Here is a 21279-nt window from a genome sequence, read left to right as displayed (position 1 = left end):
TTATTAAATATTAATTTAAAAAAGCACCGTTAATATTTTTCTAAAAATTCGTAATAATTTTTTAATTGACGGAAAACATTTTCCTAAGATAAGTTTACAGATAATCTAATAAGGATAAGGATATAAGACTGTATTTATTTTAATACTTTCAAAAAAAGGGGGGGACAAAAATTTTCTCTGATCTTTTTGCAGAGGCAGAAAGATTTATAAGCCTATAAGAATTTATAATTATTAACTTAATTTGAACATACTAAAACTTAATTAAATTCCAAGGAGGAAATTAAATGTTTAGCAAAAAAAGTTTAGCTCTAGTATTAATCTTAACATTTGCGTTATCCTTATCACTTAGTGTTGCTGCAATGGCTCAGGACGAAGAAGTTACTTTACGTTTCGCCTGGTGGGGTTCACAGAGTCGTCACGAAAGAACTTTAAGAGTTATTGAAATGTTCGAAGAAGAATATCCTAACATAAAAATTCAGCCAGAATATACTGGTTGGGGTGGATACTGGGATAAGATGAATGCTCAGGCCGCTGGAGATAACTTACCTGATATTATTCAGCATGTAAGAAAAATGATGGCAAGTTATGTTGAAAATGATCAATTATTAGCATTAGATCCATTTATTGAAGATGGAACTTTAGATGTAAGTAAAATTGGTGAATCATACCTGGAAATGGGTAGAGCTTATGGTAAGCAGATGGGACTTGCTACTGGTGTAAACGCTCCTGCTGGTTACTATGATAAAGAATTATTTGACGCTGCTGGTGTAGACTATCCTTCTCCAGAAGATACCTGGGAAGATAGAGCAGAAATGTTCAAAAAGTTAAATGAAGAATTAGGTATTTTAGGTGCAGCAACTCCTGCATCTCAGGAAGAAGGTAATGGTTTTGTTGTTTGGTTAAGACAGCACGGTCAGAGCTTCTTTAGTGAAGATGGAAAGTCTTTAGGTTATGACGATGATCAGTTATTTGTAGATTACATGAACTATGATTTAGAATTAATTGAAGCTGGTGTAGTTCAGGATGCTATGCAGAGACAGGAAGCTCCTGGTGCAATTGAGCAGGATCCTGTCACTAAGGGTGAAGCTGCAACTGCAACTAACTACTGGAGTAATCAGTTACCTGCTATTTCTAATGGTGCTGGCAAACTATTACAACCTTTCCTATATCCAAGAGCTGAAGACGAAGTTCAGGAAGGTAGATTCATGAAGCCTGCAATGGTTATGACTGCTGCTAAAAATACTGAGCATCCAGCAGAAGTAATGACTTTCTTAAACTTCTGGTTCAACAATGTTGAAGCTGGTAAAGTAATCGGTACAGATCGTGGAGTACCTACTAACAGTGAAGTTAGAGCAGCTCTAAAAGCTGACGCAGACGAATATGATCAGGCTGTATTTGATTTCATCGAAGTAGCTGCTGAAAACGCTGGTCCTGTACTTCCATTACAGCCACCTGCATTCTCAGAAGTAACTACAGCATTTGCTGATCAGTACTGGGAAGTAATTTATGGTATGAAAACTCCTGCAGAAGCTGCAGCAGATTTCAGAGAAGAAGCTACAAAGTTACTTTCTAGATAAGTTGAGCATTAACATTCTTATTTAAATAAAAAATAAAATAAGATAAAATTCTATAAGCTAGTGATTTAAAATGAGTCACTAGCTTATAGTTTGTATTAACACTTAAGGAGGGAGATTTTTGAATAATAAATTTGAAGCACTGGATTCGGTTCGCTCTCTAGATGCTGGAATGAATAAAAAGAAGTGGATAAAAGAGAATTTAACTGGTTATGTATTTATTTTACCCTGGTTAATTGGATTTTTAGCATTTTTAGCTTTTCCTTTACTAAGGTCTCTGTATTATTCTTTAACAGAATATACTATTGTAGGTGATCCAAGCTGGGTAGGGCTTCGCAATTATATAGAAATATTTACTGATGACCCAAAATTTTGGACTTCGCTTAAAGTAACATTTTATTATGTAGTTTTTGCTGTACCTTTAAGACTGGCAAGTGCTCTGGCACTGGCATTAGTTTTTAGAAAAGCCAGACCTTTTACTAATTTTTACCGGGCGGCCTATTATGTACCTTCTATTTTAGGTGGTAGTGTTGCTATTTCAGTAATCTGGCGTCAGTTATTTTCCTCACAGGGAGCTTTTAATGACTTTTTAGTTTCTCTGGGAATTATGGGAGACAGAATTTCCTGGATTGGACATCCCGATTATGCTATCTGGACAATTATTTTGCTTGCTGCCTGGCAGTTTGGTTCTCCGATGATTATCTTTTTGGCCGGTTTAAAACAGATTCCAAAAGGTTTATATGAGGCAGCTGAGATTGATGGAGCAGGTAAAGTACAGCAGTTCTTTAGTGTTACCTTACCACTTTTAACTCCAGTTATTTTCTTTAATTTGATTATGCAGATGGTTAAGATGTTTATGGTCTTTACTCAGGTTTACATTATTACTGAGGGTGGTCCTTTAAACAGAACCCTGGTATATGCCGTTTATCTCTATCGTAAAGGTATTTCTAATGGATACTTAGGTTACGGTTCAGCTCTTGCCTGGATTATACTTGTTTTATTGACCATTGTTACTATTGTGCTGTTTAAAACATCCAATAAATGGGTATACTATGAATCGGAAGGAGAATAATTGATGAATTTAACCTTTAGTCAAAAAGAAAAACTTAAAAACATATTATTTCAGGTATTAGTCGGCGGTTTTTGTATCTTTATGCTTTATCCTTTGCTCTGGATGGTAGCAGGTTCACTAAAATCATCCGGAAATGCTCTAAGTGCTACTTTATGGCCTGATGCAATGCAATTTAGAAATTATTTAGAAGGCTGGAGAGGATTTGGAGGAGTATCTTTTTTAACTTTCTTTAGAAATTCATTCTTCATTTCTGGTACTGCTACAATTGGTCAGATTATTTTAGCTTCTTTTTCTGCTTTTGGTTTTACCAGAACCAGATTTATCGGTCAGAAATTCTGGTTTGCAATTATGATTGCAACAGTTTTAGTGCCGGGACAAATTTTAAGAATACCTCAGTATATTATGTTTAATCAGTGGGGCTGGGTTGGATCGTATTTACCGGTTATTTTACCTCAGATGCTGCCGGTACCATTCTTTACCTTCTTAATGGTTCAGTTTGTTAGAGGTATACCAACTGAATTAGATGAAGCAGCAGAAATTGACGGCTGCAGTAAATTTGGGATTTTCTTTAAAATCATTCTACCTAACTTAAAGCCGGTATTAGTAACAGCTGGAATCTTTAGATTTTACTGGTCCTGGAATGATTTCATGACACCTTTACTATATTTACAGAGTGTAACTAAATATCCAGTTTCAATTGCACTTAAAATGTTCTCTGATCCAAATGCGATTACAAACTGGGGAGCAATGTTTGCAATGACATTTCTTTCAATCTTACCAACAATAATTCTCTTCATATTCTTCCAGAGATATTTAATTGATGGTGTTGCATTCTCAGGTATTGATTGATCAGGATTTTTCAGCTTAAATTTTGTTAAAGATCTGACCAGAACACAAATTATGTTTAGAAGTATTTTAGATAGTTATCTATAATTAGTTTAAATTGAAGAGATATTTGATAATTACTTACTGAGAAAAAGATAAAAAAATAAGGAGGTTGCGTAAATGTCAGAAGTAGGTTTTGCAGTTGTTGGTGTGCGAAATTTTGCCGGAAGTTATCTAAGAAATATTGAAGAACTGGAAGCTGAAGGTAAAATGAAGCTGACTGCTGTAGTAGTTAATGATCAGGTGAATAATGCTGATAAAGTAAGAGAATTAAGACATAAGGGAATAGCAATTTACAGTTCTTATGAAAGCTTACTAAAAGAAGCCAAGGCCTGTGTTGATGTAATTGGACTCCCTGTCTCAATTCCAACCCATGCTGAGATGGCAATAAAAGGTATGAAAGCAGGTTATAATATTCTATTAGAAAAGCCGCCTGCACCGACTGTTCAGGAAATTGATGCAATGATTAAAACTGAAAAAGAAACAGGAAGATTTTGTTCTATTGGTTTTCAGTATATCCACTCTCATACTATTAGAAAAATTAAGCAGTTTATTTTAGAGGGTAAGCTGGGTGAGATTAAAGAGATAGCAGCGAAAGGATTCTGGCCGCGATTTAAATCATATTATGACCGCAATGACTGGGCCGGTAAAAGTGTGGCCATGGGTCAATTAGTTTTAGATGGACCTATGCACAATGCCTTTGCCCATTATTTAAATAACATGATCTTTCTTGCAGGACAGAGTATGCACAGTTCTGCCCAGTTAAAAAGAGTAAGAGCTGAACTTTACAGAGGGCACAGCTACATAGAGGCTGATGATAATTCCTGCCTGGAAGCGGAAACAACTACAGGCACTAAGATATATTTTTATGTAACTCATATTCCAGAAGAAAAAAGAGATCCGGTAATGGAGATCATTGGTACCAAAGGAAAGATCAGCTGGAAGATGAATGAAGAAACAAAAATTGAACTTAATAATGGTGAAGTTATTGAATTTGATAATGAAGGTCTGGATCCTAAAAAAGAAGTTTTCCGGATTGCAGCAGATAAGCATCTTTCTTTAATTGAGGACTTATACTGTACACCAGAAAACACCCGGAACTTTGTTGTAGCAATTAATGGAGCTTATGATTCGGCTGAAAAAATTAAAGCAGTACCGCAAAATTTAATAAAAGAATTTGAAAATGAAGCTGGAGAATACCAGACTGTTTTACCGGGTATAGACGAAAAAATTGATCAGGCCTTTGCCGAAAGAAAATTATTATCTGATCTTGATCTTGACTGGGCAGTTAAAAGTAAATGGGTAAATGTAGAGAACTATACTGCTTTTAATCCATTTAATTAAGAAGGGATTTGATTAAATGAAAGCTCAAAAATTTAATTATAGTTCTCTAAAAGGGCTTAAAGCAGATCTAAAAGAGCTTGATTTTGAACTGCCTCTGTCGGAGAACACAAAAATATTAAATGAAGAACTTAAAATAAATAATCGTCTAATTCCCAGCCGGATTGCTATCCACCCGATGGAAGGTGCAGATGCTGAAGCAGATGGGACTCCTTCTGAGCTGACCAAAAGAAGGTATAAGCGCTTTGCAAATGGGGGAGCCGGATTAATCTGGCTGGAAGCGATTGCTGTGGATAAAGCAGGTAGGGCAAATGAAAGTCAGTTATATCTGAAACAGGAAAATTTAGCTCAATTTAAAGATCTGATTAAACTTATAAAAACTGAGTCAGAAGTTGATCCTTATACAGTGGCTCAGCTGACTCATTCAGGTCGTTTTGGTGAGAATAACATTATAGCCTTTAATGATCAAGAGCTTGACCCTGTCTCAATTGCAGAAAACGATTTCCACATCATCACAGATGAGGAACTGGATCAGCTGCAGCTTGATTATCTTAAGGCTGCAGAGCTGGCGGCAGAGGCAGGTTTTGATGCAGTTGATATCAAAAGCTGTCACCGCTATCTGCTTTCTTCTCTGCTGGCTGCTTATGACCGCAAAGGTAAGTATGGTGGGACATATGAAAATAGGACTAGATTTTTAAAAGAAACTATTATGAAGGTAAAAAATAAGGTTGATATTGATCTGGCGGTCCGTTTAAATATTTATGATGCAATTCCTGGAGGCTGGGCAACAGATCAGGATGGTAATCCTGATTTAGCTGAAGCGGCAAAACTCTTAAAAGAGCTGGAAGAACTGGGGGTTAAGTTGATTAATGTTACTGCCAGCACTCCCTATTTGAAACCTCATGTCAACCGCCCCTATGATAACGGTGGTTATCAGCCGCCAGAACATCCTCTGCTGGGAGTAAAAAGACTGCTTGAATTAACTAAATTTACTAAAGAAAATCTAAATCAGACGCTGGTTATTGGTACCGGATTTAGCTGGCTGCGCCAGTATGGAGCTAACGCAGCTGCAGGGATGGTTGATGCCGGTTGGACTGATCTGGCTGGCTTTGGGCGTCAGGCTTTTGCTTACCCTGATTTTGCCAGAGATATTATTCAAAAGGGAAAAATGGACAGCACTAAAGTCTGCATCAGCTGCAGCAAATGTGCTGAATTAAAGGCAGCCAAAAAGAAAGCAGGCTGTGTTATCAGAGACAGAGAAATTTACTTACCAATTTATCGTGGACTGCAGCAAGAAAAAGAACTGAATAATCTTTCAGCAGCGAGCAGTTGAACTTAAAATAAAGATTGACTAATTATTGAATAAAATAACAACTAAGTTTATTGTTAAGTGAGTATATTTTTAGTATTATAAACTTGAAGGGTAAAATAGATTATTTTATCGATTTTTGAATTTAAAGGAGGCACATAATGGCTAAAAATGATTTACCGATGTTAGATCGTGAATACTTAGAGTCAGAACTTCTGGGGACTGAGCTGGCTGATTTTTCAGCTGAGATTTTAGATTATCCTGAAAAAGTCGTTCAGATTGGAGAAGGTAACTTTTTAAGAGCCTTTGTTGACTGGATGTTCCATACTATGAATAAAAAAGGGCATTTTAAAGGGAGAACAGTTGTAGTTCAGCCAATTAGAGAAGGTAGAATTTCTAATTTAAATGAACAGGATGGACTCTATACTCTTTACTTAAGAGGGATTGAAAATGGTGAAGAAGTTAATAAAAAAGAAATTATGACTGCAATCTCTCGCGGAATTGAATCCTACAGCGAATGGGATCAGTACTTAAAGCTGGCTGAAAATCCAGAGATAGAATTTGTAGTTTCTAATACTACAGAGGCTGGTATAGCATATAATGAGGATGATAAATTAACTGATACACCACCAGAATCTTATCCGGCAAAACTGGCTGCCTATTTATACCACCGCTACCAGACATTTAATGGTGCCCGGGATAAAGGGATGGTAATTATTCCAGTAGAGTTAATTGACCGCAATGGAGATAATTTAAAAAGGATTATCTTAAAATTAGCAGATGACTGGAATCTTGAAGCAGAATTTAAAAACTGGATTGAAGAAGCAAATCACTTTTTAAATACTTTGGTTGACAGAATTGTAACCGGCTATCCTTTTAATGAGATTGATGAGCTGGAAGCTGAACTAGGCTACCATGATCAGAATCTGGATACTGGCGAAATTTTTCATCTCTGGGTTATCGAAGGAGATGAAAGTTTAAAAGAAAAACTGCCTTTCCATAAAGCCGGTTTAAATGTAAAGTGGGTGGATGATTTAACACCTTATAGAACAACAAAAGTTAGAATATTAAATGGTGCTCATACTTCAACAGTACCTGTATCCTATCTAGCAGGAATTGATCTGGTAAGAGATGCAGTTAATGATGAGCTGGTGGGTGAATTTATCAACCAGGCAGTATTTGAAGATATTATACCTACTTTAGATGCAGATGAAGATGAACTGGAAGACTTTGCTTCCAAAATCTTTGAGCGTTTCAAAAATCCATATATTGATCATAAATGGCTTGATATTTCTTTAAACTCAACTTCTAAGTTCAAAACCAGAGTTTTACCTTCACTGGTTCAGCATATTGAAGAATATGATAAAGTACCTGAGCGTTTAAGTTTTGCTCTGGCAGCTTTAATTCATTTCTACCATGGAACTGAACTGGAAGAAGGAAAACTTGCTGCTTACCGTGATGGAGAGAAATATTTAATTAGAGATGATAAGGATGCTCTTAACTACTTTGCAGATCTCTGGAGCAGCTTTGAAGCTGGAGAAATTGATTTAGCTGAACTGGGTCAGGATGTACTGGCAAACCAGGATTTCTGGGACAGAGATTTAAATGAGCTTCCAGGCCTAACAGATTCCTTAATTTCTAATTTAAATCTGATTAAAAAAGAAGGAATGAAAGCCAGTTTAGAGAAATTAATTAAATAGAATATAAAAGTAGATTTATCCTCACTTAATAATTTATTGGTGAGGATATTCTGCCTGGATAAAGTTTCTCAATACTAAGGAGGTATTATTATGTCCTGGAAAGATTTTGCTGAAGAACTGGTTGGTACTTCAAAAGAAGCCGTTAAAAAAGTTGCTGAATACGCTGAAGATTATCGAATTTATCCCCGCTCAATAATTAAAGAGGGCAAGTCATTCTATTTTTTGGCTAAAATTGATCAGAAAAAGAAGCTGGTTATATTAAACAAGTCTAAAAATTTCGAGCTATTTCAGGGTAAAATAGAAGAACTGGCGGGCTTTAAGGCTAAAATTGCACCTTTAAGTCACTATAATGCTGAGATTTTAAGAGAGATTTTTCCTTTTACAGCTCCCAGAGCTTTAGGGAATAAGACAGCAAGTTTTGGTCTTGGTGATCGTCTTGGGATTGCAACTCCCGGGCATATTGAGGCTGTTAAAGATAGTTCTGCTATGCCTGTTTTTGCTCAGCAGTCAGTACGGGAGCTTAATTTAACCGGCAGAACTTTTAAGTCAGTGCTTGATGATGTCAGCTGGGCTGTTTTTCAGGAAGGCTATCAGGATGGTTTTGCAGCTGATGCAGATCACTTAAAAGAAAAACCAGATATCGAAGAAGCTTTAGATTTAGGATATTCTATGCTGACCTTAGACTGTACAGATTATATTAATGATGATCTGGACCAGATGACTGAGGCTGAAATTGAAAATGCCTACCAGGAGGTTCCTGATTATTTACGTCAGGGCCTGGAAGATCAGTATTTAAACAAAACCTTTGTTCTTAATTCTGGCTACCAGCTGGAATACAATCAGGATAATTTTAAAGAGATTGTTTTAATTTATTATAAAATGCTGGACTTTGCTAAAGAGATACAGCATTTATTAAAAAAATCGGACCGGGATGTTGATTTTGAAATTTCAATTGATGAGACTTCAACTCCTACTACTCCGGAAGCGCATTTTTTTGTAGCCAATGAATTAAAGCGAAATAAGATTGAGGTTAATTCTCTGGCCCCTCGTTTTGTGGGAGAATTCCAAAAGGGTATTGATTATATAGGAGATTTAGATCAGTTTGAAAAAGAATTTAAAATCCATGCTGATATTGCCGATCGTTTTGGTTATAAACTGAGTATTCATTCCGGCAGTGATAAATTTAGTGTCTTTCCGATAATTGGCAGACATACCGGAGGCAGAGTTCATGTCAAAACAGCCGGAACTAACTGGCTGGAGGCAATTAGAGTTGTAGCCGAAAATGATCCTTCATTATACAGGGATATTCATGCTTATGCTTTAGAAAAGTTCGAAGAAGCTAAAAAGTTTTATCATGTGACTACAGATCTGTCAAAGGTGCCGGAACTTGCTCAGCTCAGCGATCAGGAACTGGGAGAGCTCTTGGAAATCAATGAAGTTAGACAGCTGCTGCATATAACTTACGGCTTTATACTGCAGGACAAAAGAGATGGACGTTATCTTTTTAGAGATAAACTGTATAAATTCTGGGATGAGCATGATAAGGAATACCGTCAGGCTTTAGAGAGACATATCGGCAGACATCTCAATAAATTAGGCTTTTACGAAAATTAAAATTTAATTTATTATAGATATTGATGGAAAAATTGATATGATGTTTATGAAAATGTTTTCAAGAAGTTAAATATCTTATTAGGAGGAATAAAATGGCTTTTTTAGATGAAAATTATTTACTTGAAGGTGAAACAGCAAAAAGGTTATATAAAGAAATTGAAAATTTACCAATTTTAGATGCTCACAACCACGGTGATGTACCAGAAATATTAGCCAATGAAGGCTGGAATGATATCTGGGAGGTTGAAGCTGAAACTGACCACTATGTCTGGGAAATGATGCGCAAAAGAGGTGTGCCGGAAGAAAAGATCACCGGTGATGCTTCTAATAAAGAAAAGTGGCTTGCTCTGGCTAAAATATTCCCGGAAATTGCAGGGAATCCAACTTATGAGTGGATCCACCTTGATTTAAAACGCCGTTTTGGTATTGACCAGCCAATTTCTGAGCACACTGCAGAGATGATCTGGCAGAAAACCAAAAATATGCTGGCTAAAGAGGAAATGAGCCCTCAGAATTTATTAAAAGAAATGAATGTTGAGATTATGTGTACAACTGATGAGCCATATTCTCGCTTAGAAAATCATAAAAAGGCAAAAGAAGAGGTAGAAGGAGTAAAAATTCTTCCCACCTGGCGTCCTGATAAGATTATGAATATTGAGCATCAGAACTGGTCTGAGTATGTTGAAAAATTAGGTGATGCTTATGAGCAGGATGTTAATGATTTAGATGGACTTTTAACTGCTCTTAAAAAATCTCATGATTATTTTGAGGAAATGGGCTGTGTAGCCAGTGACCACGGAATAGTTGAACCAATTTCTTACGAGGTTGAAAAGGATAAAGCAGCTGAAATTTATGCAAAAGCAGTAAATGGTGAAGAATTAAGTACTGAAGAAATTAGAGACTTTAAAGCCTTTACCCTGGTTGAGTTTGGAAAGTTAAATCAGGAAAGCGGCTGGGTAACACAGCTGCATATTGGTGCTGTAAGAGATTATCGGGACAGCCTTTATGATAATCTTGGTCCTGATACGGGTGGCGATATCTCAAACAGTGATATTGAGCTGGCTGAGAATCTTAAATATTTTGTTAATAAATTTGATTCTGAGCTGGATATTGTACTTTATACTATGGAACCAACTCACTGGTTTACAGCTTCTACAATTTCCAGAGCTTTCCCCAATGTATCCTTAGGGGCTCCCTGGTGGTTAACTGACAGTCCATTTGGAATGGAAAGACAGCTGCAGCAGGTTACAACTGTAGATTTATTCTATAACCTGGCCGGGATGGTTACTGACTCCAGAAAATTAATGTCCTATTCTTCCCGCTCAGAAATGTTTAGAAGAACTTTAGCCAATGTTGTTGGGCGTCAGGTTGACCGCGGCCGTATGCCCTACAGTGTAGCTGCAGATTTAGTTGCACATGTAAGCTATTATGGTCCAAAAAAGTTATTCTTTAAAAATGTCAAGTAAATGATAAAATAATCAAATATAAATTTAAATAGCCTGGGATGTCTTTATTCCGGGCTATTTTAGAATCTAAGGAGGTTCTTATGGGAGCCAGAGTTTTATTAATAAATGAAAATGATAATATAGTGATCGCTGTTGAAGAAATAGATGCTGGGGAACAAATTGAAGTTAAGGGAGAAAAAATTAAGGTTTTAAGTGATATTCCTGTCGGCCACAAGGTTGCTTTAAAAGATTTTGCTGCAGGTGATGAAGTAATTCGTTATGGTTTTCCAATCGGAAAAACAACAGAAGAGGTCAAAAAAGGTGAGTGGATCCATACTCATAATTTAAAGACTGCTCTTTCAGGCAAACTGGATTATGAATATCAGCCTGATTTACCTGAAGTAAAAAACCCAGCAGAAATGCCTACTTTTATGGGCTACAAGCGGGAAAAGGGCAAAGTTGGAATTCGTAATGATGTCTGGATTATCAATACAGTCGGCTGTATCAATAAAGTTGTAGAAAAAATGGCCTTAAAGGCAGAAATGAAATACAAAGAGCTGATTGAAAATGAAGTTATTGACAGCATTCATGCTTTTCCACATCCTTACGGCTGTTCCCAGCTTGGTGATGACCTGGAGATGACCCAGAAGGCACTGGCCGGTCTGGTCAATCATCCCAATGCAGCAGCAGTAATGGTTGTAGGTCTCGGCTGCGAAAATAATCTAATAGAAGATTTTAAAGAATATATTGGAGACTATAATCCGGAGCGGGTTAAGTTTATTAATCTGCAGGATGTTGAAGATGACCAGAAGGCTGCCGAGAAGATTTTAGATAACCTGGTCGATTATGCCGGGAAATTTAAGCAGGAAGAAGTGCCGGTTTCTGAACTGAAAATTGGTCTCAAATGTGGCGGCTCAGATGGATTTTCCGGAGTAACTGCCAACCCCTTACTCGGTAGAATTTCTGATAAACTGGGAGCCTATGGGGGTACAAGTATTTTAACTGAAGTTCCAGAAATGTTTGGGGCTGAGAAAATTTTAATGAATAGAGCTAAAGATGAGCAGACTTTCGAAAAGGTAGTCGAGCTGATCAATGGCTTTAAGGATTATTTCCTTTCTCATGATCAGGAAATTTACGAAAATCCTTCTCCAGGAAACAAAGAAGGGGGAATTACTACCTTAGAAGAAAAGTCCTTAGGCTGTACTCAAAAAGGTGGTACAGGTATTGTTAATGATGTCTTTTTCTATGGGGATCAGGTTACCGGTAAGGGCCTAAATCTTTTAGAAAGTCCGGGCAATGACCTGGTGGCAACAACAGCTTTAGCAATTTCTGGTGCCCACATGGTTCTATTTACAACCGGAAGAGGAACTCCCTTTGGCGGCCCGGTGCCAACTGTAAAGGTTTCTACCAATAACAGACTATACAATCAAAAGCGGAACTGGATTGATTTTAATGCAGGAGAATTACTGGAAGGTAGAGATATGGACTCTCTAGCTGCTGAGTTTTTTGATTACCTAATTGATCTTGCTTCTAAAAAAACAAAGACTAAAAATGAGATTAATGATTATCGAGAAATTGCAATTTTCAAAGATGGAGTTACACTTTAATTATTCTATCAGAACAGGTTTCTCTCGGGCTAAATTTAATAATATTTGACCGGAGAAACCTTTTTTCCTTTAGTTTTGGAAAATGTTTTCCGAAATTAGAGTCTTTCCAGATAATGACTTGACTAAAAATTTTAATAAATACAGCTTTGAGCTGAAGATATTAATTGAGAGGTGTAGAAAATGAAGATAGTTTTAATTGGTTCCACCGGTCATACTAAATATGTGGTTAACGGCTTAAAAGATAATTATGAAGATGAAATAGTTGCAATTGCACCAGGTTCAGAGGGAGAAAGTGTTGAAGACCTCTATCAGAAATTAAAACTGGATTATGATCTAAAAAAATATGATGACTACATAAAAATGCTAGATGAGCTGAAGCCTGATGTTGCTGCTGTTGCCTGTCATTTTGGCGATCATGCTCGGGCTGCAGTTGAAGTTTTAAAAAGAAATATTGATCTATTTGTTGAAAAACCGATTGCTACCACACTGGCAGAGCTGGCAGAAGTAAAGAGTGCCTATGAGAAGAGTGACTCCAAACTGGCAGCAATGTTTGGAATCCGCTATAAACCCTGGTTTTTAACCGCTTATAAATATATTAAAGAGGGTGCAATTGGGGAAGTACGACTGATGAATGCCCAGAAATCTTATCGACTCGGCCAGCGCGAAGACTTTTATAAAAAGCGCGAGACTTATGGTGGTACTATTCCCTGGGTCGGCAGTCACGCAATTGACTGGATGCAGTGGTTGAGTGGCAAGGATTTTAAATCAGTCTATGCCTCACATTCTACTATTGCCAATCAAAATCATGGCGAATTGGAAGTTTCGGCACTCTGCCATTTTGATTTTGAGGATCAGGCTGCAGGTTCAGTTAATATTGACTATTTAAGGCCGCAGAATGCGACCAGCCATGATGATGATCGGATTAGAATTGCTGGAGATAAGGGAGTTATCGAGGTTTTAAAAGAAAAAGTATATTTAATCAATGATGAAATTGAAGGAAACAGAGAACTGCCTTTAGTCAAGAAAAAAGAAATTTTTGCTGATTTTCTGGACTGGGTCAAAGGTAATGGTGACTGTATGATTACAGCGGAAGAATCATTTAGAGTTACCGAAGCGGCTCTGCAGGCCAGACGCTCGGCTGATCAGAAAAAGTTAATTCAGTTTTAGGCAGTTATAAGGGAGGCTTAAATGTTAAAATCTAATTTTGAAATAGAGGTCAAAAGGCCGGAATTTCCAGAGCGGGAGTTTGATCTAAAAGAATTTGGTGGAGTGGCAGATGGAAAATTTGATAATACTGAAGTTTTTGCAGAGGCAATCTCCAGCTGTCATCAGGCTGGTGGAGGAACAATTGTCGTGCCGGAAGGCGAGTGGTTTACAGGACCTATTCACTTTAAAAGCAATGTTCATCTGAAATTAGAAAAGGGAGCAGTAATTTCTTTCAGTGATGATTTTGAAGATTATCTGCCGGTAGTTTTTACCCGCTGGGAGGGAAATGAATGCTATAATTATTCTCCTCTAATTTATGCTCAGGACTGTGAAAATATAGCGATTACCGGCAAAGGGAAATTAGTTGGTAATGGAGCCAAATGGTGGCCCTGGAAGCAGACCCAGCATGCTGCAGCTAAAGAACTATATGATGCAGAATATAACGGGATTGCGGTAAAAGATAGAATTTTTGGTAGAGAAGAAGGATTAAGACCACAGTTTATTCAGCCTATTAATTCTAAAAATATTTTGATTGAAGGGATTACAATTGTAGATGGTCCAATGTGGACCATCCATCCTGTTTACTGTGAGAATACAATTATTAGAGATCTAAAAATTATTACAGATGGACCAAACACAGATGGAATTAATCCTGATTCCTGTAAAAATATGCTGATTGAAGACTGTGATTTTGAAACCGGAGATGACTGTATTGCCATCAAATCTGGAATTAACGAAGACGGCAGAAGAGTAAATAAGCCGACTGAAAATCTGCTAATCCGTAACTGTAAGGCCAAAGAAGGTCACGGTGGAGTTGTAATCGGCAGTGAGATGTCAGGTGGAGTTAAAAATGTGCATGTTTACGACTGTGTCTTTAATGGTGGAGAAAGAGGAGTTCGCTTGAAATCAATGCGCGGCCGTGGAGGCTGTGTAGAAAATCTGCTTTTTGAAGATATTGAGATCAACAATCTGCGGGATCAGGGGATTATTTTAAATATGTATTATGATGCAACTACAGTTGAGCCGAGGAGTGAGATGCCGCCTTTATTTAGAAATATAACTGTGCGCAATATTAAAGGTGAAAATATTGCTCAGCCTGTTGTTTTACGCGGTTTACCGGAAAAGAAAATGAAGGATATAACTCTGGAAAATATTAACCTCAGCGGTAAAGAAGGTTTAAGAGCAAGTAATCTTGAAGGCTTATATCTTAAAAATATTAACTTACGAGTTGAAGCTGAAGACCAGTTTAAGTTTAAAAATGTGAGTAATTTAAATATCGAAGAGAGCAGCTGTCAGAATAAGGATTAAAATTTAAACTAATTAAGAGCTTAAAATTAATGAGGTGTTATAGATGGCAGGAAATAACTTTGATTTTTCTCCTGATTCTTATTTAGAAAAATTATATCAAAATAATCAGCCTGAATTTAAGTTTGTAGCCGAAACTAAAGCAGAATGGAAACTTTGGCGGGAAAAACTTAAATTAAAAATTGCTGAATTAATTGGTGGACTTCCCGGGAAAAATGCGGTGAGCTCAAATCCTGGCAAGGGAGTCGGTAATTTATCAGTAGAAACAGGTGCCGTAGAAATCTTAGCAGAAAAGAGTTTTAAAGATTATAAAAGGCTTAGAATTGCCTATCAGGTTAAAGACTATCTTAAAATTCCTGCCTATTTATTAATTCCAGCTTCTAAAGAGAAAAAGACTCAGAAAAAATTTCCGGCATTAATCATTGCCCACGGCCACGGTAATGGCAGCCGGGAAACAGTTGGCTTAAATGGTGCCGGAGAGAACTTAGATAGCCCAACCTGTCACAATAATCTGGCTCTTGACTTTGTTAGTAAGGGTTATCTAGTTATTATTCCGGAGCTGCTTGGTTTTGGAGACAGACGTTTAAAAGAAGATTATCAGAAAGATCCTGATCTGAAAGCTAACCCTACAGCAAACTCCTGTTATCGAATCAGCAGCAACTTATTATTATCAGGAGAGAGCATTTTAAAATACAGACTCTGGGATCTTATTTCAGCTCTAAGGGTGCTTGAAAAAAGGAAGGATATTCTCAATCGTCAAATAAGTGTGGTAGGCTTTTCAGGAGGTGCTCCAGTTGCAATTTTAGTAGCACTTTTTGAAAACAAAATTAAAGCGGCAGCAATTAGCGGCTATACTTCATATTATAAGGACAGTATTCTGGCCCAAAGACACTGTCTGGATAATTATCTGCCCGGTATTTTAAATTATGCTGAACTTCCAACAATGATTTCTGCAATTGCACCTAAGCCCCTTTTAATCCAGACAGCAGAAAAAGACAGCTTGTTTCCACTTCAATCAGCTCAAAAGGCCTATCAGGAGATAAAAAAAGTTTATAGATTTTTAAATTTAGAAGAGCAACTGAAAATGAATATTTTAGAGAAAGCAGAGCATTCAGTTTCAGCTGCTCCGATAATAGATTTTTTTAGGAAAATTGACTAAAACAAGAGAAAACTAAAATTCAAAACTAAATTTTTAATTTGAAGTTAACAAGGAGAATTTGATGTCAGAAAATATAAAGAGAAAAATTTCAGAAATAAAATATCAGGAACTGATTAAATTTTTTCTGCCCCTGGCTGTGATGCCAATTATTATTGGGGTTTCTCACAATGCGGTTAATGCCAGTCTGGCCAGACTTCCTTTTCCGGAAATTACTCTGGCCGTCTATGCAGTTTCTAAGAGTATTACCAATATTATTAAATCCCCGATCCATATGTCAAGACAGACTGTGACCTCCCTGGTCGATGACCAGAGCAGTTTTAAATTTGTCAGCTCATTTATCTTTGGACTCGGAGTCTTATATTTTTTAATGATTGCCTCTCTGGGCTATACTCCTCTGGGAGAAATTGTCTTTAAAAAAATTATTGGGCTAAAAGATCCACAGGAGATTAAATTTGCCTATCAAGCCTTAAGTATTATGGCCTTTATACCACTTGTGGAGTCAATCAGAAATATAATGCAGGGTCTGGCAATCAGCCTTAAAAAAACCGAGCTGATTACACCGGGAGTAGTAGTTCGCATTATCAGCATCTCCTTAATTCTGCTCTGGGTGACTGTAAATCAGGCTGTCGCCGGGGTGACTGCTGCCAGTGGTGTCTGGTTTGCTGGAATAGCAATTGAGATGATCTTTATTACTTTTGCCTTAAGATATACATTTGGCAGTTTTAGGGGAAAAAATGGAGTTCTTGCCAGTCTGCCGAATAATGTAACAAAAAAAGTTAATTTAAAGAGAATAATTAAATTTTTTATTCCAATCGCAGTGATGGCTTTTCTGGCTCGTTTTGTGCAGCCGGTTGTTCAGAGTGGAATTGTCAGGAGCAGTATTGGTACTCATGATCTGGCTGCCTATGGTGTCAGCTGGACTCTGGTAATGATTTTTGTGGGTCCTTTAGACCAACTTCATCAGTGTTCACTTGTTTATGCTCGTGAACTAAATAATCACAACTGGCAGCGAATTTTAAAATTTTCACTGGCGGCAGGGACAATGGTAAGTTTCATTCTGGCAGTACTTGCTTTTACCCAAATTGGAGATTTTGTTTTAATTAAATTGATTTCCGTATCACCGGCTATAAGCTCGATTGTCAAAAAAGTAATAGTAGCTTTTATTCTATTTCCGATTATCAGAGCTTTTAGAGAAACCTTCTGGGGAGTGATGATGCAGCGGCAGACTACCAATATTATCGCAGCTGCTAAAATTGTTGGGCTTGTATTTGTGGTTTTAGTCTTTTTAATTTTAGCTCTGACAGTGGAAATCAATGCTGCTATAATTGCTGCTATCGCTCTAACCGCAGGTGAAGCTGCTGATGCACTAACAATTAGTTTTTTTATAATCAAAAATAATGTTTTAGAAAAAATATATGCAGAAAATCATTAAAGCTTAAATTATCGGCTTAAAATTTATTAGAGGAGGAAAAAATGCGAAAAGATCAGCTTCAAATAGAAGATAAAATGCTCGATGTCTACTCGTTAAATACGGTCGTGGTTGGATCCGGAGCTGCAGGGTTAAATGCAGCTGACAGATTATATAATTTTGGCCAGGAAGATATAGCTATTGTAACTGAAGGAATAAATATGGGGACTTCCCGCAATACCGGTTCAGACAAGCAGACCTATTATAAATTAACTCTGGGAGGAAAAGACCAGGATTCAGTTTTTGAGATGGCAGAAACCCTATTTTCAGGTGGCTCAATGGATGGCGATCTGGCTCTGGTGGAGGCTGCATTATCAGCCCGCTCCTTTTACCATCTGGTAGATATTGGGGTCCCTTTTCCCCACAATCGTTTTGGGGAGTATGTAGGCTATAAAACTGACCATGACCCCCGCAAAAGAGCAACTTCGGCTGGTCCCTTAACCTCCCGCTATATGACAGAAAAATTGGAAAAAGAGGTTAAAAATAAGGGGATTCAAATCTTTGATAATTATCAGGTAATAGCAGTTTTAACTGATCAAAAGCAGGAAAACGCTGTCGGTCTTTTAACTCTGAATAAAAATCAGATGGAAAATGAAGAAAAGCGCTATACTCTCTTCAATACTACCAATATAGTTTATGCCACAGGTGGTCCAGCTGGACTTTATGCTACTTCAGTTTATCCGGGTTCTCAAACTGGTGCATCAGGGCTTGCCTTTGAGGCCGGGGTAAAGGGGAAAAATTTAACCGAGTGGCAGTACGGAATTGCTTCAACAAAATTTCGCTGGAACCTCTCCGGGACCTATCAGCAGGTTTTACCAACTTATATCTCAACCGATCAGGGGGGAAATGACAGGCAGGAGTTTTTAAATGAATATTTTGCTGATCCTGGAAAGATGCTGGATGCAATTTTTCTAAAAGGTTATCAGTGGCCCTTTGACCCCAGGAAGGTTGAAGATTTTGGCTCATCCCTAATTGATATCTTAGTTTATAATGAAACTGTTGTTAAGGGAAGAAGAGTCTGGCTTGATTACCGTCAGAATTCTAAATTTGCATCTGAAAATGGAAATCTAAACTTTTCTCAACTTGGCGAAGAGGCCTATCAGTATCTTGAGAATTCTGAAGCCCTATTTGGAACTCCAATTGAGAGGCTTAAAAAAATGAACCAGCCGGCAATTGATCTTTATGCTGACAATGGTATTGATTTGACCAGTGAAATGCTGGAAATTGCAGTTTGCGCTCAGCACAACAACGGAGGTCTTGAGGGTAATATCTGGTGGGAGAGTAATCTTGCTCACTTTTTCCCGGTCGGAGAAGCAAATGGCAGTCACGGAGTCTATCGACCCGGAGGAACTGCCCTTAATTCAGGCCAGGTGGGAAGTACCAGAGCTGCTCAGTATATCACCGCCTGTTATCAAAAAGAGCCAGCTGAGCTAGATGTGTTTTTAGCTCAAGCTTCCTCTCAAATCAAAAAGAAATTAAAGCTGGGTGAAAAATTTATCCAGTCAATTAAAAAACCTTCAGCAAATGTTATTGAGATCAGAGAAAATTTAGGTGAGAGAATGAGTAAAGCTGGAGCTCATATTCGAAATCTCGCTGCAATCGAAGCCGCTCTTAAGGAAACAGAGTCTGAATTAGAAAGGTTGGGAAAAATCAGTAGTCTAAATTCTATTCGTGATTTAAGTTTGGCTTTTCAAAATTATGATCTGCTCTTAGCCCAATTAGTTTATTTAACCGCCTTTAAAGATTATATTCAGCTTGGTGGTAAAAGCCGCGGCTCCTATTTGGTTCAGGATGAAAAGGGAGAGCTGCCATTAGAGAGCTTAAGCGAAGATTTTAGATTCAGCCTGGAAGATGGTGCCTTAAGCCAAAAGATCCAGCGCTTAAGATACAGAGGTGATCATTTTGAATTCAGCTGGCAGGATATCAGAGAGATTCCCGAAGATAATAACTGGTTTGAAACAGTCTGGAACAAGTATCTTAATGACGAAGTAGTGAAATAAAATTTGATTAATCAAGCAGAGAGGCCGTTTATCAGGGGCTTTCTGCTTTTTTCTCGTCTATATCAAAAAAAGTAGGAAAACAAATACTTATAACAATAAATGTCTTGTTATTCCTCTTATTTTCACATAAACTACTATTAAATACAAATATCGCAGGAGGTAATTATGTTAGCCAATTTTATATTCAGTCTTAGTGTTGCTTTACCTATATTTTTGATTATGTTGAGTGGTTTTATTTTGCAGAGGAAAAATATAATTAAGCAGGACTTTATTAATGCTGCTAATTTTATTGTTTTTTACATAGCCTTACCCTTAAAACTCTTTAATAGTGTATCTAAGAGCTCAGTTGCAGATAACTTTAATTTAAAGTTTATCAGCTTTGCAATTATCGGTACAACTTTGAGTGTAATTATAATTTATATTTATTCAAAATTTGTTATAAAGGAAGATAGTAAAGTGGGGGCCTTTATTCATGGGACCTTTAGAGGTAATTTTGTTTATGTAGGTTTTTCTCTTTTAGAGAATGTGACAGGGGCTGTTGGTCCTTTAGCCTCTCTGGTAGTTGCTTTTGTAGTTCCAGTCTATAATGTGCTGGCAGTACTGGTTTTAGTGCTGAGCAATCCTGATAATAAATCTAAAAACCAGTTTAAAAATTCTCTAAAAAACATCATCACAAATCCCTTTATTATTGCAATTGTTCTGGGGATCATAGCTTCTTTAGTAGAATTCAGATTCCCAACACTACTGCAGAATACTGCTAATTACTTTGATGTTTTAGCTACTCCACTGGCCCTGCTGACAATTGGAGCTACCTTTAGGGTCGATAAATTATTTGTTGATATCAGACCTGCAGTTGCTGCTACAATTTTCAAATTGATTATTAATCCGACAGCAGCAGTACTGGCAGCCTTTATATTTGGTCTTGGAAATCAAGAAATCTTTTTAATTTATATTTTGTTTGGAGTGCCAACTTCCATTTCTTCAGCAATTATCACTGCAGCTATGGGAGGAGACGAAAACCTGGCAGCATCAATAGTTATGATGACTACCCTGGGTTCAGTATTTTCGCTGACTCTATTTGTTTTTATTTTTAGGGCGATGGGGGTTGTTTAAAAGTTGATATCCAGCTTTTTAGAAAGATAAATAGAAACAACCCCACCAATAAAAGTAATTGCAAGTAAGAAAATATCACTTATTCGAGTCGGTATAGGTAAAAATAATTGATAAATTAAAATAATAAATGGAATCAATAAAATTTCACCTCCACTAATAAAGAGAAATCTTTCTATAAGATTTCTCTTTTCTGCTCCTTTCTCATAATAATAAAATGAGTAAATGAAAAATCCCATCCAGGAGATTGCCACGATTAAAAATAGAGGAATACCTGTAAAAACTTTAATAAATTGTGGCACACCTCCACCTTCCCTATATCCAGACTGCAGCATAGTAATTTTAATCAAATTAAATATTTGAGTCGCAAAGATAAAGCTTAAAATATTAGTTAAGATTGTTAAAACAAAAGAAATTGTCTTTCTGTAGATTAATTTCATTTAAAATTCCTCATTTCTTTAGTAGTAACTATAATAATATAATC

The 21279-nt window shown here is 37.0% G+C and carries 16 protein-coding genes; 15 read left to right on the top strand and 1 reads right to left on the bottom strand.

What is annotated here, in order from left to right; translation table 11 throughout:
* Nucleotides 1-284 precede the first annotated feature (284 nt).
* The 15 genes from CI949_RS06785 to CI949_RS06715 all read left to right on the top strand — a co-directional run bounded on the left by CI949_RS06785 (nucleotide 285) and on the right by CI949_RS06715 (nucleotide 20798).
* Entirely contained in the window at nucleotides 285-1577 is a 1293-nt protein-coding gene (locus CI949_RS06785) for an ABC transporter substrate-binding protein (RefSeq protein ID WP_290764398.1), read from the top strand.
* Nucleotides 1578-1695: 118 nt separating this feature from the next.
* Complete coding sequence (locus CI949_RS06780) at nucleotides 1696-2646, top strand: carbohydrate ABC transporter permease (protein WP_290764395.1); 951 nt, start codon at nucleotides 1696-1698, stop codon at nucleotides 2644-2646.
* 3 nt (nucleotides 2647-2649) lie between these two features.
* Nucleotides 2650-3495 carry a carbohydrate ABC transporter permease gene (locus CI949_RS06775; protein WP_108138913.1) on the top strand — a complete coding sequence of 282 codons (846 nt, stop codon included), beginning with the start codon at nucleotides 2650-2652 and terminating at the stop codon, nucleotides 3493-3495.
* A gap of 156 nt (nucleotides 3496-3651) precedes the next feature.
* Nucleotides 3652-4875 (top strand): Gfo/Idh/MocA family protein, encoded by a 1224-nt coding sequence (locus CI949_RS06770; RefSeq protein WP_290764390.1) that lies wholly within the window; start codon nucleotides 3652-3654, stop codon nucleotides 4873-4875.
* Nucleotides 4876-4891: 16 nt separating this feature from the next.
* On the top strand, nucleotides 4892-6205 hold the full coding sequence (locus CI949_RS06765; RefSeq protein WP_290764389.1) for an NADH:flavin oxidoreductase: 1314 nt from the start codon (nucleotides 4892-4894) through the stop codon (nucleotides 6203-6205).
* Between the two features lie 137 nt (nucleotides 6206-6342).
* Nucleotides 6343-7881: a tagaturonate reductase gene (locus tag CI949_RS06760; RefSeq protein ID WP_108138909.1), complete on the top strand. Its 1539-nt coding sequence runs from the start codon at nucleotides 6343-6345 to the stop codon at nucleotides 7879-7881.
* Between the two features lie 90 nt (nucleotides 7882-7971).
* On the top strand, nucleotides 7972-9495 hold the full coding sequence (locus tag CI949_RS06755) for a tagaturonate epimerase family protein (protein WP_108138907.1): 1524 nt from the start codon (nucleotides 7972-7974) through the stop codon (nucleotides 9493-9495).
* A 92-nt stretch (nucleotides 9496-9587) separates the two neighbouring features.
* Nucleotides 9588-10961, top strand: a complete 1374-nt coding sequence (uxaC, locus tag CI949_RS06750) for a glucuronate isomerase (protein WP_108138905.1) — start codon at nucleotides 9588-9590, stop codon at nucleotides 10959-10961.
* 80 nt (nucleotides 10962-11041) lie between these two features.
* A complete protein-coding gene (locus CI949_RS06745; RefSeq protein WP_108138904.1) occupies nucleotides 11042-12547 on the top strand; it encodes a UxaA family hydrolase in 1506 nt (501 codons plus the stop codon).
* Nucleotides 12548-12727: 180 nt separating this feature from the next.
* The gene (locus CI949_RS06740; RefSeq protein WP_108138902.1) at nucleotides 12728-13714 is read left to right on the top strand and encodes a Gfo/Idh/MocA family protein; all 987 of its coding nucleotides are present in this window, start codon (nucleotides 12728-12730) and stop codon (nucleotides 13712-13714) included.
* A gap of 21 nt (nucleotides 13715-13735) precedes the next feature.
* Nucleotides 13736-15061 (top strand): glycoside hydrolase family 28 protein, encoded by a 1326-nt coding sequence (locus tag CI949_RS06735; RefSeq protein WP_108138900.1) that lies wholly within the window; start codon nucleotides 13736-13738, stop codon nucleotides 15059-15061.
* Nucleotides 15062-15104: 43 nt separating this feature from the next.
* Nucleotides 15105-16217 (top strand): S9 family peptidase, encoded by a 1113-nt coding sequence (locus CI949_RS06730; RefSeq protein ID WP_108138899.1) that lies wholly within the window; start codon nucleotides 15105-15107, stop codon nucleotides 16215-16217.
* A 61-nt stretch (nucleotides 16218-16278) separates the two neighbouring features.
* The gene (locus CI949_RS06725) at nucleotides 16279-17649 is read left to right on the top strand and encodes a hypothetical protein (RefSeq protein WP_290764374.1); all 1371 of its coding nucleotides are present in this window, start codon (nucleotides 16279-16281) and stop codon (nucleotides 17647-17649) included.
* A gap of 41 nt (nucleotides 17650-17690) precedes the next feature.
* On the top strand, nucleotides 17691-19685 hold the full coding sequence (locus CI949_RS06720) for an FAD-binding protein (RefSeq protein WP_290764371.1): 1995 nt from the start codon (nucleotides 17691-17693) through the stop codon (nucleotides 19683-19685).
* A gap of 165 nt (nucleotides 19686-19850) precedes the next feature.
* Nucleotides 19851-20798, top strand: a complete 948-nt coding sequence (locus CI949_RS06715; protein ID WP_290764368.1) for an AEC family transporter — start codon at nucleotides 19851-19853, stop codon at nucleotides 20796-20798.
* Here the strand turns inward: CI949_RS06715 and CI949_RS06710 are convergent.
* Entirely contained in the window at nucleotides 20795-21235 is a 441-nt protein-coding gene (locus tag CI949_RS06710) for a hypothetical protein (RefSeq protein WP_290764366.1), read from the bottom strand. The two genes, CI949_RS06715 and CI949_RS06710, sit on opposite strands and share 4 nt — an antisense overlap.
* Nucleotides 21236-21279 lie beyond the last annotated feature (44 nt).

The organism is Halanaerobium sp. (assembly GCF_003070835.1).
The sequence above is the reverse complement of the archived record's forward strand: the minus strand, read 5'-3'. Positions and strand labels throughout refer to the sequence as shown.